Origin of the sequence: Paraburkholderia dioscoreae, from assembly GCF_902459535.1 — a bacterium.
GTDB lineage: Bacteria > Pseudomonadota > Gammaproteobacteria > Burkholderiales > Burkholderiaceae > Paraburkholderia > Paraburkholderia dioscoreae.
The window spans coordinates 2,552,268-2,573,523 of record NZ_LR699554.1; the positions used below are offsets into that span (position 1 = coordinate 2,552,268).

The following is a 21,256-nucleotide window of genomic DNA, read 5'->3' on the forward strand; positions in this document are numbered from 1 at the left end:
TTTATTCGATCGTTTGAACATATAAAGCTATTGGCGCGCCTCGACAATAAGTGGTCAACTTCGGCTATATCCCAAGTTGATCATGGAGTAGACAGATGAGGCTAATGGCATGAGAGTCCTGGTCGCCGTCAAGCGGGTAGTCGACTATAACGTCAAGGTGCGCGTCAAGGCGGACAACAGTGGCGTCGATCTCGCGAACGTCAAGATGTCCCTGAACCCCTTCTGCGAGATCGCGGTTGAAGAGGCCGTTCGACTCAAGGAAAAAGGTATCGCGACGGAGGTTGTGGTGGTCTCCATCGGACCGCGTCTCGCCCAGGAACAACTGCGCACGGCACTGGCGCTCGGCGCCGATCGCGCCATTCTGATTGAAAGCGATGAAACGCTCAGTTCGCTGGCGGTCGCGAGGCTGCTCAAGGCCGTTGTCGATAAAGAGCAACCGCTGATTACGATCCTTGGCAAGCAGGCCATCGACAGCGATAACAATCAGACCGGCCAAATGCTGGCCGCACTGACCGGCTATGCCCAGGGAACGTTCGCCTCCAGGGTCGAAGTCAACGGCGACAAGCTGACAGTCACCCGCGAGATCGACAGTGGCCTGCAAACCGTTGCACTCAGCCTGCCGGCAATCGTCACGACGGATCTGCGACTGAACGAGCCTCGCTACACGACTTTGCCGAGCATCATGAAAGCAAAAAAGAAACCACTCGACGTAGTGAGCGCGGACTCGCTTGGCGTCGCAACCGCCTCAACCGTAAAGACGATCAGAGTGGAAGCGCCGGCGCTTCGCAGCGCGGGTGTCACGGTCGCGTCTGTCGCCGAACTGGTCGGCAAGCTGAAGCACGAAGCGAGAGTGATCTAATGGCTATCCTTGTTATTGCAGAACACGGCAACAACACTTTTGGCGCAGCAACGCTGAACGCCGTCGCTGCCGCGCAGAAAATCGGCGGCGAAATTGTGGTGCTCGTTGCGGGCCATGACATTCGCACAGTAGCCGAAACGGCCGCGAGGATTGAAGGCGTCACCAAAGTTCTGGTTGCCGACGATGCCGCGTACGCGCACCAGTTGCCTGAAAACGTCGCGCCTCTGGTCGCTGAGATCGGGGCAGCGTATACGCACGTACTGGCTGCCGCAACAAGCCACGGCAAGAACCTTTTACCCCGCATCGCCGCGCTGGTTGGCACCGAGCAGATCTCGGAAATTATCGAAGTGGTCAGTGCGGATACGTTCAAGCGCCCTATCTACGCAGGCAACGCCATTGCAACCGTACAGTCCACTGCCGCGGTGACATTGCTCACTGTGCGCAGCACTGCGTTCGAGCCGGCGAACCTCGGAGGCGCAACGGCCGCTATCGAACATGTCGCCCCCGGTTCAGGCGATTCCGGTAAATCCGTCTTTATCGACGAACTGCTTGCCAAGACGGATCGCCCTGATCTTACCGCCGCGAAAATTGTCATTTCCGGTGGTCGCGGCATGCAGACCGCTCAGAACTTCGACTTGCTTTATACCCTGGCGGACAAGCTCGGCGCAGCGGTCGGCGCCTCGCGTGCGGCGGTCGATGCGGGATTCGCACCGAACGATATGCAGGTAGGCCAGACCGGAAAAATTGTTGCGCCGCAGCTTTACATTGCCGTTGGCATTTCCGGTGCGATTCAGCATTTGGCCGGCATGAAGGATTCCAAAGTTATCGTGGCAATCAATAAGGATGCGGACGCCCCGATTTTTCAAACGGCGGATTACGGTCTTGTGGCGGATCTGTTCGAGGTCTTGCCGGAGCTGGAAAGTGCCATTTAGGCAAAGCTCTCAGCCGAGCAGACAGTTATCAAGTACAGAAAGGAGCGCAATATGACTAGCCTGACGCAAAGACTTGCCGATTTCGTGGTGGATACGCGGTTTGACGATTTCCCGTCGGCGGTCGTCGCCGAGAGCAAGCGGCTTCTTCTCGACACGCTCGGTTGTGCCGCGGGGGCGATCGGCACGGAAAGCGGACGGATCGCCCTCGATTATGTCGGCACTCTAGGTGGAAATCCGGACGCCACCGTTCTCGGCAGGACGCAGCGCAGCTCCGTTACCGCGGCCGCTTATGCGAATGCCCGTCTGGCCAATGTGCTGGATGCCGACGACACCTTTCCCACCTCCACGCATTTTGGCAATGCGACGATCTTCTCAGCGCTCGCGCTTGCCGAGTTGCATCAACGCAGCGGCCGCGAATTGTTGACGGCCATCTCGGTCGGCTTCGATGTCGGCGCGCGAATCGGCAGCTGGATGGGCGCTCCGATGCAGATCGAAAATGGCAAGGTGATCGGCTGGAACGAGTTAGGCGGTCCGGCGGCGACGATCACCTGGGCGGCGATCGGCGCATCGACCAGCATTGCCGGCCTCGATAGAACTCAGGCCAATCATGCCTTCGGGATCGGCGGGAGCAATTCTCCACAGCCGACACTACGTAAGTGGGCCGAATCCGTTGTGCAACCCATGTATAAGTACGCGGACGCAGGCTGGTGCGCCGAGACCGGCGTGTCGGCGGCGCTGCTTGCCGGGCTCGGGAGTACCGGCTTCAAGGATATTCTCGATGGGGAAAACGCGTTCTGGAAGTTCTACGGCTCGCCCACCCACGACGACGAAGCATTGATGGCGGGTCTCGGCAGCGCATGGCAAATTCTCAATACGACCTACAAGCCGTGGCCATGCTGCCGCTGGATTCATCATCCCCTCACCGCCTTTACCCGCTTGCGTGCCAGGCACGAACTTCGGCCGGAAGAAATCGAGCGGGTCGTGGTGCGGGCCAACCCGTTCGCGTTGACTTCGATTTTCCGCGAGCAGCAACCGGGCGATTCCCTCAGCGCGGAGTTCAGTCACGCGCATGCACTCGCCGCAGTTGCCTACGATATCCCGGCGGGGCCTCGCTGGTACGATCGGGCAACGATGAGCGATGAGCGTATTGCCACCTTCCGCAAACGGGTGGACGTTGCGCCCGAGCCGACTTCGTCGAACATCGCGGAATGGATGACAGGTGGCCAATGGCGCGGCGTGCCGGGCGGCGTCGACATCCATGCACGAGGACAGATTTTCAGTGCGACGGCCGATCAGTCGCTGGGCGATCCCTGGACGCCCGAAACCGTCTTCTCCAATGAGCAGATCTACAGCAAGTTCAATGTAATGATCGGCCTTGACGAACGCGGCGAGGGGCCTCCCGCACTCGCTGACGCGGCAAGAGAGGTCATCGAAGTCATCATGACGCTGGATGACGGTCCGATCAGTCGACTCAGCGACAGCCTGATGAAGCTGGCTCGTTCAATGCCGGCGCAAACGTAAGACGCATAGAGGGAAGAAAGATTCGCGGCCTGGTCTTGCATGCCGAATCGTCACGGCGCAGAAGACCAAACGAGTTCGAGCGCAAAGCCAATCCAACTCGATGATCGGCCCGCAATCGACTACCCGCTGCGAATGGCGTCGCGTGGGTCGCAATCAGCGCATAGAACAACAGAAGCAACGCCGCGCTTACCCAGCCTCAAGCGTATACATATCCATCGAACAATCTGCGCGGCGTACGATAAAACGCGCCGGGCCTCGCGTGCGAAACAGCCTCTCCATGACTGACATCGAGCGCCACGGTCAGCACGCCGGATGAAGACAATAGCCTTGCTGGTACCGCCGCGCATGAACGCGGCACGTTAGCGATAGGCCATGCGCGAATCTTAATGAATAGAAGGAGCGTGCTCGCACACTCGCCTACTGGAATCTCCCTGGGAACGACCGCTTTCGAGATCCGAGCGCCGCACCGCCAGAGTGGCGACGGCAGCCGCAACGCTGGCCAGCCGGAATCCGTCCTGATAGCTGCCGGTGCGTTCGAAGATCTGACCGAACAGCGCAGGGCCGCAGCCGAGACCGAAGCTGAAGCAGAACATCAATGCCCCATACACGGCGCCCAGATGTTTTCGCCCGAATACACGCGATGCGAGATACGCGAGCGCGTCGACCTCGGCGCCGAGCGCCACCCCGATCAGGACGGCGGCAATAGGGACCGTCAACCCGGAAATACCGGAAGCCAGACATAGGAAGCCGACTCCCGCACCCGCGAATACGAGCGCGGTCAGACGGGAGGCATGAAAGCGGTCGAGCAGAGCGCCGAAGCCGAACCGGGCAACCATCATCCCGACACCCACGATCGTCATGACGAACGACCCTTGCTGGGCCTTCCACCCGTGATCGGACAGAATGATCGGCAATACATGAGTGCCGGCGCCGACCACCACCGAAATCAGATAAAAGCTGATCGCGATCAACCAGAATTGACGAGTTCGCACGGCGCGGCCCAGTGTCATGCCCTGCATTGCGGCCATTTCGTCCTTATGGTCGGTCTGCTCCGGACCAACGGTCTTGATTGGCGGCTCACGCAGCAGCAACGCCACCGACGGAACACTAACGACCATGACGCCAATGCCCAGCACGACATAAGCCAGCCGCCACCCGAGTGTACCGATCAGCGCGGCAGACAGCGGAGGAATCAACGCTACGCCCGCGCCACTCAGAATCATCGCCGCACCCAAGGCCAGTCCCAGCCGTGTGTCGTACCAGTCCGAGACGGCCTTCACATAGGGAACCGGAACCTGTGCGCCGCCGAACAGGAAACTCAGTGCAAAGAAGAACACGAAGCTCCCGGCGCTATACGACAGCAAACCTATCAGCACGACGCCAAGCGCGAGGGAAGGACCGGCAAAGCGCGCGACCCTTCTCGCGCCGAACCGGTCGACGGCAAGTCCTGTCAAAGGCGCCGCCAGCGCAATGAGAAGCTGTCCCCAGAGTACCGCTGCGCTTATCTCGGCCCGCTACCATCCGGTATCCGCGACGATCGGCCCGACGAAAACGCCGAAGCTGAAAAGCAGGACCTGTCCAGTTCCCGTGAACAGGTTGAGCCCCGCGCCGAGCACGACCGCCCTCGCCTGTCTCCTTGCGGTCTGGGTCGAAAAGCGGCTGGCTATGTTAGTGACGTTCGTGTCACTCGTTATCTTCCCATCCAACATGGTCTCCCCACTCGCACGAACAGCGGTCTCGCGTACGCGTCGAATGACCGCTGCACCACGACATCCGAGCAGGCGCCGCGCTCATCCGATTGTTGCGAGCTGAATCGTTTTCTGCGCTGCCGGTCCTATGCAATACACAATCTCGGCTTCCAGCACCGGCGTATCACTTACGTCGCATTCCATCTTGCAGCCGAGCACCCAATGGCAGGATTCGCCCGACGTGTTGACGCTTTTCAACTCTACGTCGAGGCGCACACTCGAATCGACCGGCACCGGCCCAAGAAAGCGAAGCCGGTCGATGCCATGAACGATGTTCACTCCAATGTCTTCGAGCACGCACACGTCGTGCAACAACGGTACGATCAGGCTCAGTATCAGCGTGTTCTGGGCAACAGGTTTGCCAAACGGGCCACGTCTCGCGCGCGCTTCGTCGACGGATATCCAATCCCAGTCGTCGGTCGCCGACGCAAAGGCGTTGATCATGTCCTGACTCACTTCGACCCAGCTGCTCTTGCCGAGACGGAAGCCCGAGTAAGCCCTGATCCCTTCGATACCTCTCAGCAGTATTGGCACGTTGCTCTCCCGAAGACGCCAGCGTGAATGCAACACTTCACTTGGCAGACTCAAACTCAGCGAGCCTGTGGCCGTTGCCCTCGCCGAGACGCGGCGCCGGCTTGCCCGGCTTCAGCAGATGGCCATTGAAGCGAGCGGGATAGCGGATCGCGCGCACGGCGCCCGCCGGGGTCTGCAGCTCCGAATAGAGTTCGTTATGAATGACCTGAGGGTCGCTGAAATGCGCATGGGGTTCGTTGACGGGTCCGGCCGGCACATCCAGCTCGCGAAAGCGCTCGAGCCATTCTGCCGTGGTCTTCAATTTCAGCGGACCCGCCACCCGTTCGAAAAACGTATGGGTCATCTCTTTGCGGTCTTTGATCTCTTTCAGTTCGTCCTTCCACTCGGGATGGCCGATTGCATCGAGCGTTCGGCTAAGCTGCTTTCCGGAGACCGGAGACAGCACCATATACCCGTCGCGCGTCGCCAGCACGGGTTGCGGCGCGAGCGTCGCCGCAGCCGTGTCGTCGACGAAGGTCTGGTTATGGAACATGTCGGGAAAGTTGTAGTACGCGATGATGTCGAGCATCGAGGTTTCCAGATGCACAGCCTGCTGTAACCGGTCGCGCGAGATCAGCCCGGACAGCGCCATCTGCGCCGCGAACACGGCCGAAACCTTGTCGGCAAGGAACGTGTTCGTCGCGCGCGGCTCGCCGCCGGCTGCCTCGTAACTCAACAAGCCTGTGCGGCCCTGAATCAACGCATCGAAAGCGGGCTCTTTCGCGAGTACGCCGTCCGGTCCATAACCGGTGATGGAAAGCTGAACAATACGCGGATTCAACTCACTCACCTGATCGAAGCCCAGGCCCAAAGAAGCCGACACATGCGGCCGCCAGTTCTCGATGTAGATGTCCGCATCACGCAGCAAATTCTTGAACTTCGCCAGATCGTCAGGCGACTTCAGATCCAGCACCACGCTGTCCTTACCGCGGTTCGAATTGGTCCACACGGTGCCAACGCCTTCCCAGCTATGGCCAAAGTTGCGGTACGGATCGCCGGACGGAGGCTCGACCTTGATCACGTCGGCGCCGAGGTCCGCCAGCATCTGCGCACAGAAGGGGCCGGAAATATAACTGCAGGCTTCGACCACTTTGACACCTTCCAGCGGCCGACGGAAATCACGAGCCGCACTGGTCTCGTTTGAGGTGGACGTAGATGTCATGAATGCAGCTCCCTTGGACGAAGGTTATTCAGTGCAATGGTCTCGCGCAGACTGGCTAGCGCGAGAAGGGTATCGAGTGTCGGCGTGCGCAGCTCGGTGAGGTCTCGCACGGCGTTGAGCGAACTTCGAAGTGGCTGCAGTTCGAGCGGACGTCCTGCTTCGAGGTCCTGCAACATAGACATCTTGTGATGGGCCGCGCTAAGCGTCAGCGCGATCCGTTTGGCGGGATCGGGACCCACATCGAGGCCCAGCGCCACGGCTAGCGCATCGGCTTCGCGCATCATGGCGTCGACCACAGGCACGACGCCCGCAGCGTCGCGCATGTCGCCGAGCGTTCCCTGCGTGAGTATCGCTACGGGATTCCAGCACAGGCTATTGACGAATTTCACCCAGATAGCCGCGCGAATATTGTCGTTGACCTTCGCGGCAATACCACTCGCGCCGAGCAGCTCGCTCAGGCGGCTAACCCGCTCCGAGTGCTGACCATTCAGCTCACCGATCGGGCATCCGGCCTTTGCGCCGTCTTGCGACACGACACCCGGTTCGACCACATGCGCACCGATCCAGTACACACAGCCCAATACTTGCGCGGGCGGTATGGCATGCCATTGCCGCGCGCCGGGATCGAGCGCGGCAATCTGGCGGTCTGGAAAGAAATAATAGGGAATGCCGGTGGTCGGCGGCAGCACGACCGTGTGCGAATCCATCAACGAACGAATCTGATCCAGCGCGTCATCGACCTGATGTGATTTGAGCGTGACGAACACGTAATCCTGCACGCCGAGTTCGCGCGCGTCGTCGACGGCCTTCACGCGCACGGTGAAATCATCCGTAGCGGTAATCACACGCAGACCGCGCTCGCGGATCGCCTCGAGTGTCTTGCCACGCGCCACCACGCTGACCTCACACTGTCCTGCGCGAGCGAGATGGCCGGCGATATATCCGCCAATCGCACCGCCTCCGAAAATACACACCTTCAGCATAAGGCTCTCTCTTGCACGGCTCATAGGATGGCGCCTCACGTCGACGTCTCGAGCAACAGACGCGGATGAGGCTGATCGATGAGCAGACGATACGGTGCGGCCTCGCGATTGGGGAAATACTAAAAAACGATGGTTCTAGCGTATCGGCGTATAGCTCGCCTGAACGCCTGGCGGCAATGCCGGCGGCCAGAAAATCACGGCCTTCCCCCACCGACATGACGTGGGCGACGAACTTCGCCAAGGCATTGATCTGACGATATCCGCGAACGCATCGAATGAGACGATCCGTAAAGTTTTAGAGATGAATGCTTATGGAATATCTCGCGGGGTTTCGATAACTTATGGAAACAGCGAGTCGGCAGCCCGGTGTCTTTAACGGCTAGCCGGAAAAAAAAATGCCTGCACACCGGCATTAAAAAAACGGAGACATGTATGAGCAAACTCAGAAACCGGGTCGTCATCGTGACGGGCGCAGCGCAAGGCATGGGCCGGGCAATCGCAATCGAAGCCGCCCGCCAGGGCGCCGCATGGGTCACCGTGGCCGACCTGCAGGAAGACAAGGGCGTGGCAGCGGCTGAGGCAGTGAAAGACGCCGGTGCGAAATCCCTCTTCATCAAGACCGATCTCTCGAAAGCGGATTCGATCCGTCACATGATCGAAGCAACCGCGGCCCACGCGGGCGGCATCGACGTGCTGGTGAACAACGCTGGCGTCACCGACGACGGACTCACCGGCCGCGCTCCCACGATCGAAGATTTGCCGGAAGAGGTCTGGGACACCGTGATGAACGTCAACCTGAAGGCGATGTGGCTGGCTTCGAAATTCGCCGCGCCGTTTCTGCGCAAATCGACCTGCAGCCCGGCAATCGTCAATGGCGCCTCGGTTGCAAGCACGGTCGCCTATCCCGGTCTGCCCGCCTACGCGGCCAGCAAAGGCGGCGTCGTGATGCTGACGAAAGCGATCGCACTCGACCTCGCCGACGCCGGGATCCGCTGCAACGCCTATGTACCCGGCGCGATCGACACACCCATGCTGAGCCGAAGCCTCGCTCACGCGCAGGACCCCGAGAAGGCCCGCGCCCGTCTCTGGGGTACGCATCTGATCAAGCGGCTCGGTCTGCCGGAGGAAGTCGCCAGACTCGTGTGTTTCCTCGCCTCGGACGAAGCGTCGTTCTCAACGGGCAGCATGTTCGGCGTCGACGCCGGCACGCTGGCATGGCGCGGTGCGCACTAATCCTACACCGGTGCTGAACATGATGAAGATCGCCAATCTGCTGTGGCTCATCAGCCTCGCGCTTTACATGACGGATCCAGGCCGCGTGGCGTTCGACCCCACGCTCGTGAACGAGTATACGGCTGCCCTCCCCGCAGTCCGGCCCTCCGTCAGTTAGCGACACGAATTCAATCAAGGAGTGCAGATATGAACATGCGCCAGCTTCAATACTTCCTCGCGGTGGCTGCCGAATTGAATTTCACCCGCGCGTCCGAGCGCGTCAATATCGCGCAGCCCGCATTGAGCGCACAGATCATTTCACTCGAAGACGAACTCGGCACTGCGTTATTCACGCGCGAAAAACGCAAGGTTCTATTGACGCCGGCCGGCGATATTCTGGTGGAGCATGCACAGCGCGTGCTCAATACCGCGTCCGCTGCGATTGCCGCGGTGCGCGCATCGGGACGCGGCGCCCGCGCGCATCTGATCGTTGGCTCGATCTATACCGCGATCTACTGCTTTCTGCCGAATACGCTACGCCTGTTCAAGGCGCTCGCCCCCGAATCCGATGTCAGTCTTCAGGAGATGACCATCTCGCAGCAGATTTCGGCGCTCAAGGAAGGTGCGATCGAAGTCGGCCTGGTGCGCGGCCACGTGTACGATCACAATATCGTGACCGAGCTTCTGTATCGCGAACTTCTGGTGGTCGCGGTCCCTGCGGGCAGCGAATACGACGTACCGGGGCCGGTCAATCTGCACGATCTCGCGACGTGGCCGTTGATCGCGGTAGCGCGAGGCACAGCGACGGAGCGTGGTTACGGTGACCGCATCCTCGATATCTTCGAAGACGACAACCTCAAGCCGAACATCGCCAAAGAAGCGCACGACATGCATACGTCCGCGTGTCTCGTGGCGGCCGGTGTGGGTGTGGCGGTCGTACCGGCCGTCATGCAGTTGATGCAGCCGCTCGGCGTCGCTTATCGCCCGCTGAACGCCGACACGCCGGGCGTGTCGCTCTCGCTTGCCTGGCATAAGGACCGCGTGCCGCCGCTGCTCGGCGCATGGCGCGAGGCCGCGCGTGCGAATGCGGCGGAACTGACCGCCCGGCATCCGCAATACTTCCTCGACACCTCGCGCCCGGATCTGATTGAACAGGCCGCCTGACATCAGGGCTCCTCTTCCAGCCAACGGACCAGCGCTTCGCTGTGCTCGCCGAGCAGCGGCGCACCCGCCACTTCTTTCGATGGCGCACCGTGAAAGCGGACCGGCGGGCGCATTTCCAGGTAGTCGCCCTCTGTCGCATGCGTCTTGCGACGGAAGAACCCGACAGCCTGCAAATGCGGATCATCGAGCACCTCGTTCAGACCCTTCACTTCGGCAGCGGGAATGTCGTGCTGCGCCATCAACTCGAGCCAGTAACGCAGTGGCTTTCCCGCGACGATTCTTGCCAGTTCCGCCTGCATCCGGTCCAGTGCGTTGAAGCGCTCACGCGCGCTGGTCAGCCCTTCACGTTGCAGAAAACCGGCCTGATCGGTTACCTCGAAGAAACGGACCCAGCGTGCGTCGGTATAAGGCGCGATCGACAGATAGCCGTCCAGACACTTCACAGGCTGACGCAACGGATCGAGTTGCCGCGGGTAACCCGCCGTATCGTTCGGCGGCACGAACGCGCGTCCGTACAGATGATCCTGCATCAGGAAATGCGTGAAGCTTTCGAACATCGGCACTTCCACCGCTTGTCCAAGGCCAGTACGCTCGCGATGCAGCAATGCGCCGAGCACCGCGTAAGTGGCATGCAATCCGGCAACCTTGTCGGCCATCGCCATTGGCAGGAAACGGGGGGCGGGATTGCCGTCGGTGCGTGGCAACAGGCTGGCCGCGCCGGAAGCCGCCTGAATGATGTCGTCGTAAGCCGGCTTGCCGGCGAGTGGTCCGCCTTCACCGAAACCGGAGCAATGCACATAGACGAGATCGGGGCGGATCGCTTTCGCCGACTCGTAGGTCAAGCCCAGTCGCTCGATCGCATCGCTGCGCAGATTGTGGATGAACACGTCGCTGCGTTTCACCAGCCGCCGCAGCGCGGCGATCCCGCGCGGCGTCTTCAGATCCCATACCACCGAGCGCTTGCCGCGATTCAACGTCATATGCGCAGGGCCCATGCCGCGTGTGACCACGGGTTGTCCCACGCGACGAATTTCATCGCCGGAACACGACTCGATCTTGACGACGTCGGCCCCCATTTCGGCAAGCGTCGCCGTGCAGTAAGGGCCGAAGATCACCGATGTCATATCGAGTATGCGAATGCCGTCGAGTATCGGAGAAGCCGTTGTCATGGTTTTGTGCCGTGTGCCTTTCGTCGTGCGCCTTCAGACCGTCGCCGCCGCGTTCAGCAGCGACTTGAGATCGAAAGCGGGATCCGCAGCCTGGGCAAGTGAAGGACTGATGCGCTGCTGCAGCAATCGCCGCGCAGCCATGTGATCGGCAGGCCGGTTAAAGGACTCGACGCCCGTGAGCCGGCCCTGCCGGAAACGCAATACCGAGAATGCGCCCGCGCAGGGATCGCCGCGCAGTACGCTCGCATCGAGCCGGCGTGCGACGCCCGCGATTTGCAACCGCATGCCGCCCTGATCGCTCCAGAACACCGGCACCTGGTCGTAGCGTGGCGTGTCTGCGGTCCCAACGATACGGCGGGCGACATAGCACGCCTGGTCCACGGCGTTCTGAACCGATTCGAGGCGCAAACGGTCACCCTCATCGAAGGCATACGGGAACGCAGCACAATCGCCGATGGCCGAGATCGCCGGATCACTGGTGCGCAATTGCCCGTCGACCATCAAGCCGTTGAATACCTCGAGGCCGCATGCAAGACCCAGCTCGCTGTTCGGCACGACACCGATCGCGATCAGCACGAGATCGGCCTCAAGTAGGCCTCCGTCGGCCAGTTTGACCGCGGTGACGCGGCCTTCCTGTGAGCAGATGGCATCGACACGCGCACTCAACGAAAAGCTGACCCCCGCCGCACGATGATGCCGCAGACAGGCTTCCGACATCTCCTCCGATAGCGCACGCTGCATCACGCGTTCAACCGACTCGACGACATGCACGTCGCAGCCCTGCGCTTTCGCCACGCTGGCCACTTCCAGCCCGAGAAATCCCGCGCCGATTACGACGACACGACGCGCGTCGTGCAAGCTCGACGTCAGCGCCGCAGCCTCTGCCACAGTCCGCAACGAGAAAACGCCTTGCACTGACATGTCCATCGCCGGCAGAGAGCGGTTGCGCGCACCGGTGGCGAGGATCAGATGGTCGTACTCCAGCGCCTTCCCCGACGATAGCCTCACACGCTTGCTGTGCCGCTCGATCGCATCGACATGCGCGTCGGGCAGATGCTCGATGCGCTGATCGTCGAACCACGCCGCGGTTTCCAGATGCAGCTCTTCGTCCGCGAGGTCGCCGCCCAGATATGACTTGGACAGCGGCGGCCGCTGGTACGGCAAGCCCGGCTCATTGCCGATCAACTGAATCGCACCGGCGTAACCCTCGCTTCGCAACGCGCTCGCTGCCTGGACCCCGGCCTGGCCCGCGCCGACGATCACGACCGAACGCGGCATCGTGGTCATTGCGCGTTCTCCTCTGGCGCGAGATCGTCCGCCACCTTCTCGACCTTGATGGCTTTAGACGGACATTTGCGCGACGCGCTGAGCACCTTCTCGTAGAGCGCCTCGTCGGGTGTCTCCTGCAACAGTTTGACGACCCCATCCTCGTCGCGCTGGTCGAACACCTCGCTGGAAGACAGCACGCACAACCCCGCCCCCACGCACACGCTCTGGTCCACCGACACCCGCAGTTTGAAACCGTTATTCGACATGTCACTCTCCTTCGTCCGGACGGACCGGATCACTTGATATTCACCAGGTCACCGGCAGGGTTTCAAGCCCCTGCACGAAGTGGTCGCCTTTGCCCTTGACCTGCTCCAGCGGAACCGCAAAGCGTAGCGTTGGAATCCGCTGAAACAACGTGGCGAACACTGCTTGCAACTCGACGCGCGCGAGCGGCTGGCCGAGACACTGGTGAATGCCGTAACTGAACGCAACGTGATGATCGGCCTTGCGTGTGATGTCGAATTTTTGCGGATTCTCGAATGCGCTCGCATCGTGATTCGCGCCGGAAATCAGCGCGACGACACCGTCGCCCTTGCGGATCAGTTGTCCCGCGACCTCGACATCTTCAAGCGCGACACGGAAGGCGTTGTAGTGGACGATCGTGTGAAAGCGCAGCATCTCCTCCACCGCATTGCGCAACAACGACGGATCGTTGCGCAGCAATTCGAGCTGGTCCGGGTTTGTCAGAAAGCTGTACACGCCGAGAGCCATCTGGTTGGCCGTGGTTTCATGGCCCGCCATCAACAGCAGCTCCGCCATAATGACAAGCTCGCGATGAGTCAGATGGCCTGGCCGCACCTGTTCGACGATCAGCCGGCTCAGCAGGTCCTCCCGGCCGTCGGCCACTTTCGCGCGCTCGGTAATCAGGTCGTCGAGGTAAGTCAGGATACGATCCGACGCCGCCTTGGGGATCGAAGGGTCGACATCGAGCAGCACCTTCAGCCGGCTTTGCTCCTGAAAGAAGCCATGATCCTTGCCCGGCACATCGAGCAGTCCCGCGATGACTTCCGAGGTCAGCGGCAGGAACAGGTCTTCCACCAGATTGGCGGGCGGACCCTTGGCGAGCAGTTCATCGAGCAAGCGGTTGAAAATCGAATCGATTCGCGGCCGCATCGCGCTCACGCGCTTGATCATGAACTCCTTCGTCAACATGCGCCGGAAGCGGCCATGCTCGGGAGGATCCATGCGAATGAACGCGGGCTCCAGATCCAGCACCGCATTGCGCGCGGGCGACAGACTCGGAAAACCTGTTACATGCGGATCGCCGCTGAAGCGGTTGTCGCCCAGCACGGCCCGCACGTCGTCGTAGCGCGTGAATAGCCAGGCGTCCTTGCCGTCCCACATCTGTACTTTGGTCGGGCCCGCGTGCTGCTGGAATTCCTGATACTCCTGCGGAGGGAGAAACGGACATTGTCGCGGCATGGGAAATGCCGGCTTGCTGAATGGACATCCAGACATGTTTCCTCCGGTCACATTGATCAGTGAGAGCGTCTTTTCCAGAGGAAAGTCACAGTCCGCCGTTGACGTCGAGCGTCGCGCCCGTCACATAACGCGCATCGTCGCTGACCAGAAAGCCGACCGCCGACGCAATCTCTTCCGGCTCCGCCGCGCGTTGCAGGCCCGAACTTGCAATCAGCTTGTCGCGCACGGCCTTCGGCACCTTCTCGCCCATCGCCGTGTTGATCGTACCGGGGGACACGGCGGCGACACGAATGCCATGCGGTCCCAGCGGCTTGGCCAGACTCTTGGTCAGGTTGACGATAGCGGCCTTCGAGCCACCGTAATCGGTCACGCCGCTACCCAGCGTCGCGACAATGGAGGCCAGGTTGACGATCACGCCACCGCCGCCCGCTTCGATCAGGCGTTTCGCGACTTCCTGGCTCAGAAAGAACGGCGCGCGCGTGTTGACGCCGTAGGTAAAGTCGTAATCGGAAGGCGCGATGTCGAAGAACGTCTTGCCATGCCAGACGCCCGCATTGTTCACCAGCACCCGGATCGTGCCGTACTGCTCGTCGATCGCGGCGACCGATGCAGTGATCTGCTCGTAATCGGTCACATCGCATTTGCGATACGCGTAATCACCCTTTCCCGTATCGGCAATGTCCATCCCGACAACGGTGTAACCGCGCTGTGTCAGGTCTTTGCAAATCGCCTGCCCGGTCAGGCCATTGGAACCCGTGACTACTGCAACTTTGTTCGTCATGCGTCACCTCATCTCACGATATAGTTTTGGATCGACTGTTCAAGTCCGTGCTTTGCGCGGTTGTTCTGCAAAGCCTCAGACTCAAGATTCGACTTAAAGCGCAGTCTGGTCCAATACTGTTTTACGAGATCGTGAGACCGATTTCTTATCGTTTGAAGGAGGCGCGGAGAATGTGACGATCTATCGCCTGAGTACACGCCCTGCTTGCTCGCGATCCCAGCAATCGGCCGTGACGCCTTCATTGCGCAGCCGGTATTTTTCGACACGTTCGCTCGGCGTTTTTGGCAGTGCCGATCGGAAAGCGATAAAGCGAGGTATTGCGAAGTAAGCGAGTCGCGGCTCACACCAATCGATCAATTCTTCTTCCGTCACGACATGTCCGGGCCTAAGCACGATCACCGCCTTGACATCGTCCTCGCCGAGTTCGGACGGCACGCCCACCACACAAGACTCCACCACCGCTGGATGGGCGCTGATCACCGCCTCGACCTCGAACGACGAAATGTTTTCGCCGCGCCGCCGTAACGCCTGCTTCTTCCGGTCGACGAAGAAAAAATACCCCTCGTCGTCCTGGGTCGCCAGATCGCCCGTGTGAATCCACAGGTTGCGAAACAGTTCGAGCGTCGCATCGGGGTTCTTGTAGTATCCCGTCGTGCCCAGATGCGGACGTTGCGGCCTCACCACGAGCTCCCCGACCTGGCCCGCGGGAACCGGGTTGTCGCGATCGTCGACCAGTTGCACGTCATAGCCGGTAATCGCCTTGCCGCATGATCCGGGTTTGCGCGCATCGAACGGATTGACGATACAACTGCTGGATTCGGTCATGCCATAAAGTTCCAGCAGTCGCGTATTGAATCGCTGCTCGAATGCGTGCCACAGGTGCTTTGGCGCGGCCGCGCCCACCATCAGGCGCAATGGGTTGTCGCCGTCTTCCGGGCAGGCTTGCTGCTTCATCAGGATCGACACCATTCCGCCGATATATTTCGCCGACGTGCACTCCCAGCGCCGGCAGTCGTCGAACATCCTGCTCGCGGAAAAACGTTCGACCAGAACCGCCTTCGCGCCGGTCAGAAGCGCGGGTCCTGTCGTTCCGTGCGCGCTGGTGTGAAAGAACGGCAGGCCGGTGTAGAGCACGTCGTCTTCCGTATAACGTGCGTAGCGCACCGCTTCCGACCAGATCTCGTACCAGTAGTGATGGCTCATCATCACGCCTTTCGACAGACCGGTGGTGCCTGACGTGTAGGAGATCGTCGCAAGACTCCTGAAATCGACGACGATATCGGGCGCTTTTTCTGAGCGGGCGAGCAGATCGTCGAACCGCAGGTTCTCCACGCCCGGCCACGCATCGAGCCGCACCGTGGGGTTGTCCGCGACCACAATCGAATGACGCAACTTCGGGAGCCGATCCGCAATCGTGCCGAGCGCCGTAAAAAAGCCGTCCTCGGCGATCAACGCGATACAGTCCGCCTGATCGATCTGGTATGCGAGGCCCTCACCCTTAAGGGCGATATTGATCGGCACGCACACCGCGCCGATGCGGTTGAGCGCGAACCACGCAAGCAGAAACTCCACGCGGTTCGACAGCATCAGCGCGACCTTGTCCTCGGGGCGGATATCCAGCGCGAGGAGACCGTTCGCGACACGATTCACCAGCAGATTCAACTGTTCGTACGTGATGGCGCGATCGCGGAACTGGAACACCTCGCGATACGGCTGCCGGCGCGCCTTGTCCTCGATGATCCGGCCGATCACGCGATCCGGCTGCGCATACTCGTCCATTTTCCAGCTCGCCCACTTGCGTTCGGCGCGCTCGAATTTATCGTCCCATTGGCCCATACGCTTCATTCCTTTGATGATCCGGGCGATGATCGCGCCGTTCGCGCAGTAGCCCTTCCTGCATGGCCGTGCCGACGAGATAGCCATCCTGATAGAGCGCGCCGCGCCCAAGACCGCGATTGTTGGTGGCGCACGGACCTTCCAGGTCGTAGTAGAACCACCGCTCGGGATGAATGGGCGCGTGAAACCACATTGCGTGATCGAGGCTCGCCGCCTGCATGGTCCGGTCCAGCGAACCACGTCCGCGAGGCCGCATCGCCGTGCTCATCAGATCGAGATCGCAAACATAGGCGAGTAGCGCATGAGCGAGCAGCGGGTCATCGCCACACGGCTCGCGAAGCCGGCACCAGATGCCGTTGACGGGGGGAAGCGGCCCCGGTTCGAGCCCTCTGCGCCACTGGTCGCTTCGCCGTTCGAACAGACGCATGATGAGCGGCACGTGCGAACGACAGTTCTCCAGCAGATGAAGCTGGTCGGCGTAGAACGCCTCTTCGGATTGCATCCGCTCGGGCGGAAAAACTTCCGGCATCGCCTGAAAGTGCCGGTACTCGCCCTCTGGTGACTGAAAAGATGCGGCACCACTGAAGATCGGCGTGTCATCCTGCAACGCCAGCACTAGCCGCGTACTGAAGTTGCGGCCTTCGCGAATGATCCGGACGTCGAACGTGATCGGCTTCGTCACATCGCCCGGCTGCAGGAAATACCCCTGCATGGAATGCAGCCGGTGCGGTTCGCGCACGGTTTGCCCCATCGCCATGATCGACTGGGCCAGCATCTGGCCGCCGTAGATCCGGCGCGCGCCATCCGGCGGCGACCAGCCGGTGAAGCGCGTAAGGGTCTCCCGTCTGAGCCGCAACAGATCCAGCAGACCCGCCACCGTCAGCGCCATGGCCGGCCGCTCAACCAGGAATCGCGACGACGAGCCCGTCGAGCTCCGGCGTGATCTCGATCTGGCAACTCAGACGGCTATTGCTGCGCAGCGCGCTCGACGCCGCCAGCATATCCTTCTCGATGTCGCACGCTTCGCCGACAACCTCCATCCACGCCTCGTCCACATAAACCTCGCAGGTCGCGCAGCTACACGCGCCGCCGCATTCCGCGGCAAGGCCTTCGATCATGTGGTCCACCGCGCCTTGCATGACCGAGCTGCCCAGCGGCACGTCGGCCTCGGTGATTTGTCCATTTGCCTGAACGTATTTGATAACCGGCATCGCACACCCCTCTTAACGCAAAAGTTAGTCCACTACTCTCACAGCCTCGACCAGCGACTTGAGCGACAAAGTCTCGTCGGCCAGTTGTACCGCGCTCACTTCGATCCGCTCCGCAATGAGCTTCTTGCTGAACATGAATTCCTGCGGACGATTGACGCAGTCCGCTGCAATCAGCCGGCCACTTTTCAGGTAGAACGCACAGAAGCTGCGGCTACCTTCCCGATCGCCGCGCACCACGACCTCGTCATAGCCCTGATTGAGCCCGGCAATCTGCAGTTTGATGTCGTATTGGTCCGACCAGAACCATGGCAGCGCGGAGTACGGCTTGTCCTTGCCACATAACGCGGCGGCAGCGCTCTTCGCCTGTTCGGTTGCGTTGGGCACGGATTCCAGTCTGATGTAGCCGTAGTAAGGCGACGGATGCATGGTGCAATCGCCGGCGCCCACGATGTCCGGGTCGGCGGTGCGGGCGCAGGCGTCGACGAGAATGCCGTTATCCGTGGCCAGATTCGCGTCGGCAGCGAGTTCGACATTCGGCATCACGCCCACACCGATAATCACCAGGTCTGCGGGATACGACGTGCCGTCCGCGCAAACAACCTGATCGACGCGCGTCTCCCCCTCAAAGCCTCGCACCGCGACGCCGGTGTGAATGACCACGCCTTCTTCCCGGTGCACGCGCTCGAAGAATCCGGACACTTGCGGTGCCGTTACGCGAGCCAGCACGCGCGGCGCCATTTCAAGGACGGTGGTGCGCATGCCGAGCTTCGTCAACACAGCTGCGGTCTCGAGTCCGATATAGCCGCCACCGACGATCACCGCATGGCCGCCGGCGCGCACTTCCGCGCGAATCCGGTCGATATCGCCAATATTGCGCAGATAGTGAACCCCGGGCAGCGTCGAGCCCGGCAGCGTCACCGTTCGCACGCGGGTGCCGGTACACAAAGCAAGCTTGTCGTACGCCAGTTTTTCACCGCTTCGCAGCGAGACTGTCTTGCCGCCACGGTCGATCGATTCGACCCGATCGCCGAGGCGAAACTCGATATTGAAGCGGGTGTACACGTCGGCGGCACGAATCAGCAGATCGTCCGCATGCTTGTCGCCAAGCAGGTATGCCTTCGACAGCGGCGGCCTGTGATAAGGCAAATACGGCTCGTCGCCGACCACGACGATGCGGCCTTCCCAGCCTTCCTGCCGAAGGCTCGGAGCGAGTTGCGCCGCGGCGTGACTCGCTCCGACGATGATGCAGGTCCGTTCCATCATGCTTGTCTCCTTGCCTGCTCTTTTACTGATGCGCTCGCCTGGGCTAGCCGTCGACGGAAGGCCAGCCGCTCGCACCCCGCCCAAGTACTTCCTCGTTGTGCTGCCCCAGTAACGGCGGCGCACTGCGGATCTGCGTGGGCGTTCCCGAGAATTGCAGCGGGTTGTTGATGACCTTGAATTCGCCGCCTTTCGGATGCTGGACTGTCTTCAGCAAAGTCTCGACCACATGCGGGTCGCTGAATACTTCGGGCCAAGTGCGAACCGAGCCGTAAATGGCGCCGGCGGCCGACAGCACGCGCTCCCACTGCGCGAGATCACGGGTCGCGAAAATCGCGGAGAGGCGTGCGTCCACCTCCGCACGGTTCTCCAGACGTGCGGCTTTCGTCGCAAAACGCGGGTCGCCCTTCAACTCACTCGCATCCATCGCGTCACACAACACGTGCCAGAACTTGTCGTTGATCGTGATGATCATGATGTCGCGGCCGTCGGCGGTCGCGTAGGTGTTGTTCGGCACGATGTCCCAGTGCTGGTTGCCCATCCGGCCCGGTGTCTTGCCCGTCAGATCGAAATAGACGTCGCGCGGCACCTGGCTGAAAATACTCGCGTCGAGCATTGAGAGGTCGACGCGTTGTCCCTCGCCGGTTCGCTCACGCGCCTGCAACGCCGTCAGGATGCCGATCGTCGCGACCAACGCCGTCACCAGATCGGAAAACGGAAAGCCCGTCTTGAGTGGCCCCGACTCTTCCGTGCCGGTCACCTGCATCACGCCCGACACCGCCTGAATGACCATGTCGAGCGCAGGCCGGTTTTTGTCAGGGCCATGACGACCGAAGCCCGAGATCGAGCAATACACCAGACGCGGATTGAGCTTGCGCAGCGCTTCGTACCCAAGCCCCGCTTTATCCGTCAGACCCGGCCGGAAGTTTTCGACCAGTACGTCCGCTTCCAGGGCCAACGCCAGCGCCGCAGCTCGCCCATCCTCGCTCTTCAGATCGAGCACGATGCCGCGCTTGTTTCGATTCACGCCGAGAAAGAACGCCCCATCGCCGTTCAGCGTCGTTTCGCCCGAGCGACGAAACGGGTCGCCGTCGGGCTGCTCGACCTTGATTACGTCTGCGCCCGAATCGCCCAGCATCATCGTGGCGAAAGGGCCCGTCATCATCTGGGTGAAGTCGAGTACCTTCAACCCTTTGAGTGCCGTGTTCATGCCTTTTCCTTTGCCACGTAGAACGCCTCACGCTCGTGATTCGACGCGCGCACGCCCTTGTCCCGCCGCTGCTTCATAAAGTTGTATTCGTCGCTCTCATAGCGCACATTGGTAGCCAGCGCGTGCAGCACGTGCCCATAGGAGAACTGTGCGTCGATACCCAATGCGTTCATTGCCAGGTTGGTCGCGGCCTTGCCCATCACGATGCCGTCACGCGGCAAGCGCACGATCCGCTCGGCCCACTCCTCGCCTGCCTCGGTGAGCGATGCCGCCGGCACGACCTTGTTGACCAGACCGTTGGCGAGGCAGGTTTGCGCATCCCACACATCCGCCATCAGTAACAGCTCGCGCGCCTTGCGCGGACCCAGCGTCATCATTTCCCACGCCGCGAAGTAGGCCGCGCCGGACAGACCGAGCTTCTGCTCCGGGTGCCCCATCTTCGCGGTGTCCGCTGCGATCACGAGATCCGAGGATTCGGCCAGATAGAGGCCGCCGCCCAGGCAATAGCCTTTCACCAGCGACAGCGTGGGTTTCAGGAACTTGAAGATGCGCTCGAAGCGTTCGATATACCGCTTGTCGTGCAACAGCCGGGCGCGCTGGCTCGGCTTGCGCGGCCGGCCCTTGTCGTCATAGGTCGTCTTGCCGTACTCGGTGCCGACTTCAGCCAGGTCGTGGCCCGTGGTGAAATCGTCGCCGGCTCCTTGCAGGACGACAACGCGCACGTCGTCGTCGGCTTCGGCGCGGTCGTAGCCCGTCATCAACTGATCGAGCATTTCGCTGGTCATTGCATTTTTCTTCTCCGGGCGATTGATCGTGATATACGCCCGTCCGTCCTTCGCAACATAGTCGATGCTGCCAGTCATGCTGTTCTCCTCCGCGCCCGC

General features: G+C 61.1%; 21 protein-coding genes. 6 read left to right on the plus strand and 15 right to left on the minus strand.

All coding sequences use genetic code 11. The annotated features are described in order from the left end of the window. Positions 1 to 109 precede the first annotated feature (109 nt). Genes PDMSB3_RS31625 through PDMSB3_RS31635 form a run of 3 tightly spaced genes read left to right on the plus strand, consistent with a single transcriptional unit; the run spans position 110 to position 3,312 of the window. Positions 110 to 859, plus strand: coding sequence for an electron transfer flavoprotein subunit beta/FixA family protein (locus PDMSB3_RS31625; protein ID WP_165188947.1), 750 nt, complete (start codon positions 110 to 112; stop codon positions 857 to 859). Next, complete coding sequence (locus PDMSB3_RS31630) at positions 859 to 1,791, plus strand: electron transfer flavoprotein subunit alpha/FixB family protein (protein ID WP_165188949.1); 933 nt, start codon at positions 859 to 861, stop codon at positions 1,789 to 1,791. The genes PDMSB3_RS31625 and PDMSB3_RS31630 overlap by 1 nt, the downstream gene beginning before the upstream one ends. Before the next feature lie 51 nt (positions 1,792 to 1,842). Next, entirely contained in the window at positions 1,843 to 3,312 is a 1,470-nt protein-coding gene (locus tag PDMSB3_RS31635) for an MmgE/PrpD family protein (protein ID WP_165188951.1), read from the plus strand. A gap of 383 nt (positions 3,313 to 3,695) precedes the next feature. Here PDMSB3_RS31635 and PDMSB3_RS31640 read toward each other — a convergent pair whose 3' ends face one another. From PDMSB3_RS31640 to PDMSB3_RS31655, 4 genes are all read right to left on the minus strand, one after another. Beyond that, positions 3,696 to 4,817: an MFS transporter gene (locus PDMSB3_RS31640; protein WP_165189702.1), complete on the minus strand. Its 1,122-nt coding sequence runs from the start codon at positions 4,815 to 4,817 to the stop codon at positions 3,696 to 3,698. Between the two features lie 285 nt (positions 4,818 to 5,102). Continuing rightward, a complete protein-coding gene (locus tag PDMSB3_RS31645; protein ID WP_165188953.1) occupies positions 5,103 to 5,594 on the minus strand; it encodes a MaoC/PaaZ C-terminal domain-containing protein in 492 nt (163 codons plus the stop codon). A 37-nt stretch (positions 5,595 to 5,631) separates the two neighbouring features. Further along, positions 5,632 to 6,795 carry a CaiB/BaiF CoA transferase family protein gene (locus PDMSB3_RS31650; RefSeq protein WP_165188955.1) on the minus strand — a complete coding sequence of 388 codons (1,164 nt, stop codon included), beginning with the start codon at positions 6,793 to 6,795 and terminating at the stop codon, positions 5,632 to 5,634. Then, positions 6,792 to 7,802, minus strand: a complete 1,011-nt coding sequence (locus tag PDMSB3_RS31655; RefSeq protein ID WP_232064374.1) for a ketopantoate reductase family protein — start codon at positions 7,800 to 7,802, stop codon at positions 6,792 to 6,794. Before PDMSB3_RS31655 ends, PDMSB3_RS31650 begins: the two co-directional genes overlap by 4 nt. A gap of 408 nt (positions 7,803 to 8,210) precedes the next feature. Between PDMSB3_RS31655 and PDMSB3_RS31660 the strand changes: the two genes are divergently transcribed. Genes PDMSB3_RS31660 through PDMSB3_RS31670 form a run of 3 tightly spaced genes read left to right on the plus strand, consistent with a single transcriptional unit; the run spans position 8,211 to position 10,154 of the window. Beyond that, positions 8,211 to 9,011, plus strand: coding sequence for an SDR family NAD(P)-dependent oxidoreductase (locus PDMSB3_RS31660; protein ID WP_165188957.1), 801 nt, complete (start codon positions 8,211 to 8,213; stop codon positions 9,009 to 9,011). Beyond that, on the plus strand, positions 9,001 to 9,168 hold the full coding sequence (locus PDMSB3_RS31665) for a hypothetical protein (RefSeq protein WP_165188959.1): 168 nt from the start codon (positions 9,001 to 9,003) through the stop codon (positions 9,166 to 9,168). Before PDMSB3_RS31660 ends, PDMSB3_RS31665 begins: the two co-directional genes overlap by 11 nt. A gap of 29 nt (positions 9,169 to 9,197) precedes the next feature. After that, complete coding sequence (locus tag PDMSB3_RS31670) at positions 9,198 to 10,154, plus strand: LysR substrate-binding domain-containing protein (RefSeq protein WP_165188961.1); 957 nt, start codon at positions 9,198 to 9,200, stop codon at positions 10,152 to 10,154. 2 nt (positions 10,155 to 10,156) lie between these two features. Here the strand turns inward: PDMSB3_RS31670 and PDMSB3_RS31675 are convergent, their stop codons facing one another. From PDMSB3_RS31675 to PDMSB3_RS31725, 11 genes are all read right to left on the minus strand, one after another. Beyond that, complete coding sequence (locus PDMSB3_RS31675) at positions 10,157 to 11,323, minus strand: CaiB/BaiF CoA transferase family protein (RefSeq protein WP_165188963.1); 1,167 nt, start codon at positions 11,321 to 11,323, stop codon at positions 10,157 to 10,159. Between the two features lie 33 nt (positions 11,324 to 11,356). Next, complete coding sequence (locus PDMSB3_RS31680) at positions 11,357 to 12,610, minus strand: NAD(P)/FAD-dependent oxidoreductase (RefSeq protein WP_165188965.1); 1,254 nt, start codon at positions 12,608 to 12,610, stop codon at positions 11,357 to 11,359. After that, on the minus strand, positions 12,607 to 12,858 hold the full coding sequence (locus PDMSB3_RS31685; protein WP_165188967.1) for a ferredoxin: 252 nt from the start codon (positions 12,856 to 12,858) through the stop codon (positions 12,607 to 12,609). The genes PDMSB3_RS31680 and PDMSB3_RS31685 overlap by 4 nt, the downstream gene beginning before the upstream one ends. 40 nt (positions 12,859 to 12,898) lie before the next feature. Further along, positions 12,899 to 14,074, minus strand: a complete 1,176-nt coding sequence (locus tag PDMSB3_RS31690) for a cytochrome P450 (RefSeq protein WP_232064375.1) — start codon at positions 14,072 to 14,074, stop codon at positions 12,899 to 12,901. Positions 14,075 to 14,159: 85 nt separating this feature from the next. Beyond that, a complete protein-coding gene (locus PDMSB3_RS31695) occupies positions 14,160 to 14,855 on the minus strand; it encodes an SDR family NAD(P)-dependent oxidoreductase (protein ID WP_165188971.1) in 696 nt (231 codons plus the stop codon). 180 nt (positions 14,856 to 15,035) lie between these two features. Next, a complete protein-coding gene (locus PDMSB3_RS31700) occupies positions 15,036 to 16,691 on the minus strand; it encodes an ATP-dependent acyl-CoA ligase (protein WP_165188973.1) in 1,656 nt (551 codons plus the stop codon). Then, positions 16,672 to 17,580 carry an acyl-CoA thioesterase gene (locus PDMSB3_RS31705; protein WP_165188975.1) on the minus strand — a complete coding sequence of 303 codons (909 nt, stop codon included), beginning with the start codon at positions 17,578 to 17,580 and terminating at the stop codon, positions 16,672 to 16,674. Before PDMSB3_RS31705 ends, PDMSB3_RS31700 begins: the two co-directional genes overlap by 20 nt. Positions 17,581 to 17,590: 10 nt before the next feature. Next, positions 17,591 to 17,902, minus strand: coding sequence for a 2Fe-2S iron-sulfur cluster-binding protein (locus tag PDMSB3_RS31710; RefSeq protein ID WP_165188977.1), 312 nt, complete (start codon positions 17,900 to 17,902; stop codon positions 17,591 to 17,593). Between the two features lie 24 nt (positions 17,903 to 17,926). Continuing rightward, positions 17,927 to 19,165, minus strand: a complete 1,239-nt coding sequence (locus PDMSB3_RS31715; protein WP_165188979.1) for an NAD(P)/FAD-dependent oxidoreductase — start codon at positions 19,163 to 19,165, stop codon at positions 17,927 to 17,929. Positions 19,166 to 19,208: 43 nt separating this feature from the next. Then, the gene (locus PDMSB3_RS31720; RefSeq protein WP_165188981.1) at positions 19,209 to 20,372 is read right to left on the minus strand and encodes a CaiB/BaiF CoA transferase family protein; all 1,164 of its coding nucleotides are present in this window, start codon (positions 20,370 to 20,372) and stop codon (positions 19,209 to 19,211) included. Further along, positions 20,369 to 21,235 carry an enoyl-CoA hydratase-related protein gene (locus tag PDMSB3_RS31725; RefSeq protein WP_165188983.1) on the minus strand — a complete coding sequence of 289 codons (867 nt, stop codon included), beginning with the start codon at positions 21,233 to 21,235 and terminating at the stop codon, positions 20,369 to 20,371. Before PDMSB3_RS31725 ends, PDMSB3_RS31720 begins: the two co-directional genes overlap by 4 nt. Positions 21,236 to 21,256: the final 21 nt, after the last annotated feature.

Bases quoted from the DNA above. Each gene is read 5' to 3' on its own strand.
- PDMSB3_RS31625 (WP_165188947.1), top strand. From the start codon at position 110: ATGAGAGTCCTGGTCGCCGTCAAGCGGGTAGTCGACTATAACGTCAAG.
- PDMSB3_RS31630 (WP_165188949.1), top strand. From the start codon at position 859: ATGGCTATCCTTGTTATTGCAGAACACGGCAACAACACTTTTGGCGCA.
- PDMSB3_RS31635 (WP_165188951.1), top strand. From the start codon at position 1,843: ATGACTAGCCTGACGCAAAGACTTGCCGATTTCGTGGTGGATACGCGG.
- PDMSB3_RS31650 (WP_165188955.1), bottom strand. From the start codon at position 6,795: ATGACATCTACGTCCACCTCAAACGAGACCAGTGCGGCTCGTGATTTC.
- PDMSB3_RS31655 (WP_232064374.1), bottom strand. From the start codon at position 7,802: ATGAGCCGTGCAAGAGAGAGCCTTATGCTGAAGGTGTGTATTTTCGGA.
- PDMSB3_RS31660 (WP_165188957.1), top strand. From the start codon at position 8,211: ATGAGCAAACTCAGAAACCGGGTCGTCATCGTGACGGGCGCAGCGCAA.
- PDMSB3_RS31670 (WP_165188961.1), top strand. From the start codon at position 9,198: ATGAACATGCGCCAGCTTCAATACTTCCTCGCGGTGGCTGCCGAATTG.
- PDMSB3_RS31675 (WP_165188963.1), bottom strand. From the start codon at position 11,323: ATGACAACGGCTTCTCCGATACTCGACGGCATTCGCATACTCGATATG.
- PDMSB3_RS31680 (WP_165188965.1), bottom strand. From the start codon at position 12,610: ATGACCACGATGCCGCGTTCGGTCGTGATCGTCGGCGCGGGCCAGGCC.
- PDMSB3_RS31685 (WP_165188967.1), bottom strand. From the start codon at position 12,858: ATGTCGAATAACGGTTTCAAACTGCGGGTGTCGGTGGACCAGAGCGTG.
- PDMSB3_RS31690 (WP_232064375.1), bottom strand. From the start codon at position 14,074: ATGCCGCGACAATGTCCGTTTCTCCCTCCGCAGGAGTATCAGGAATTC.
- PDMSB3_RS31695 (WP_165188971.1), bottom strand. From the start codon at position 14,855: ATGACGAACAAAGTTGCAGTAGTCACGGGTTCCAATGGCCTGACCGGG.
- PDMSB3_RS31700 (WP_165188973.1), bottom strand. From the start codon at position 16,691: ATGGGCCAATGGGACGATAAATTCGAGCGCGCCGAACGCAAGTGGGCG.
- PDMSB3_RS31705 (WP_165188975.1), bottom strand. From the start codon at position 17,580: ATGGCGCTGACGGTGGCGGGTCTGCTGGATCTGTTGCGGCTCAGACGG.
- PDMSB3_RS31710 (WP_165188977.1), bottom strand. From the start codon at position 17,902: ATGCCGGTTATCAAATACGTTCAGGCAAATGGACAAATCACCGAGGCC.
- PDMSB3_RS31715 (WP_165188979.1), bottom strand. From the start codon at position 19,165: ATGATGGAACGGACCTGCATCATCGTCGGAGCGAGTCACGCCGCGGCG.
- PDMSB3_RS31720 (WP_165188981.1), bottom strand. From the start codon at position 20,372: ATGAACACGGCACTCAAAGGGTTGAAGGTACTCGACTTCACCCAGATG.
- PDMSB3_RS31725 (WP_165188983.1), bottom strand. From the start codon at position 21,235: ATGACTGGCAGCATCGACTATGTTGCGAAGGACGGACGGGCGTATATC.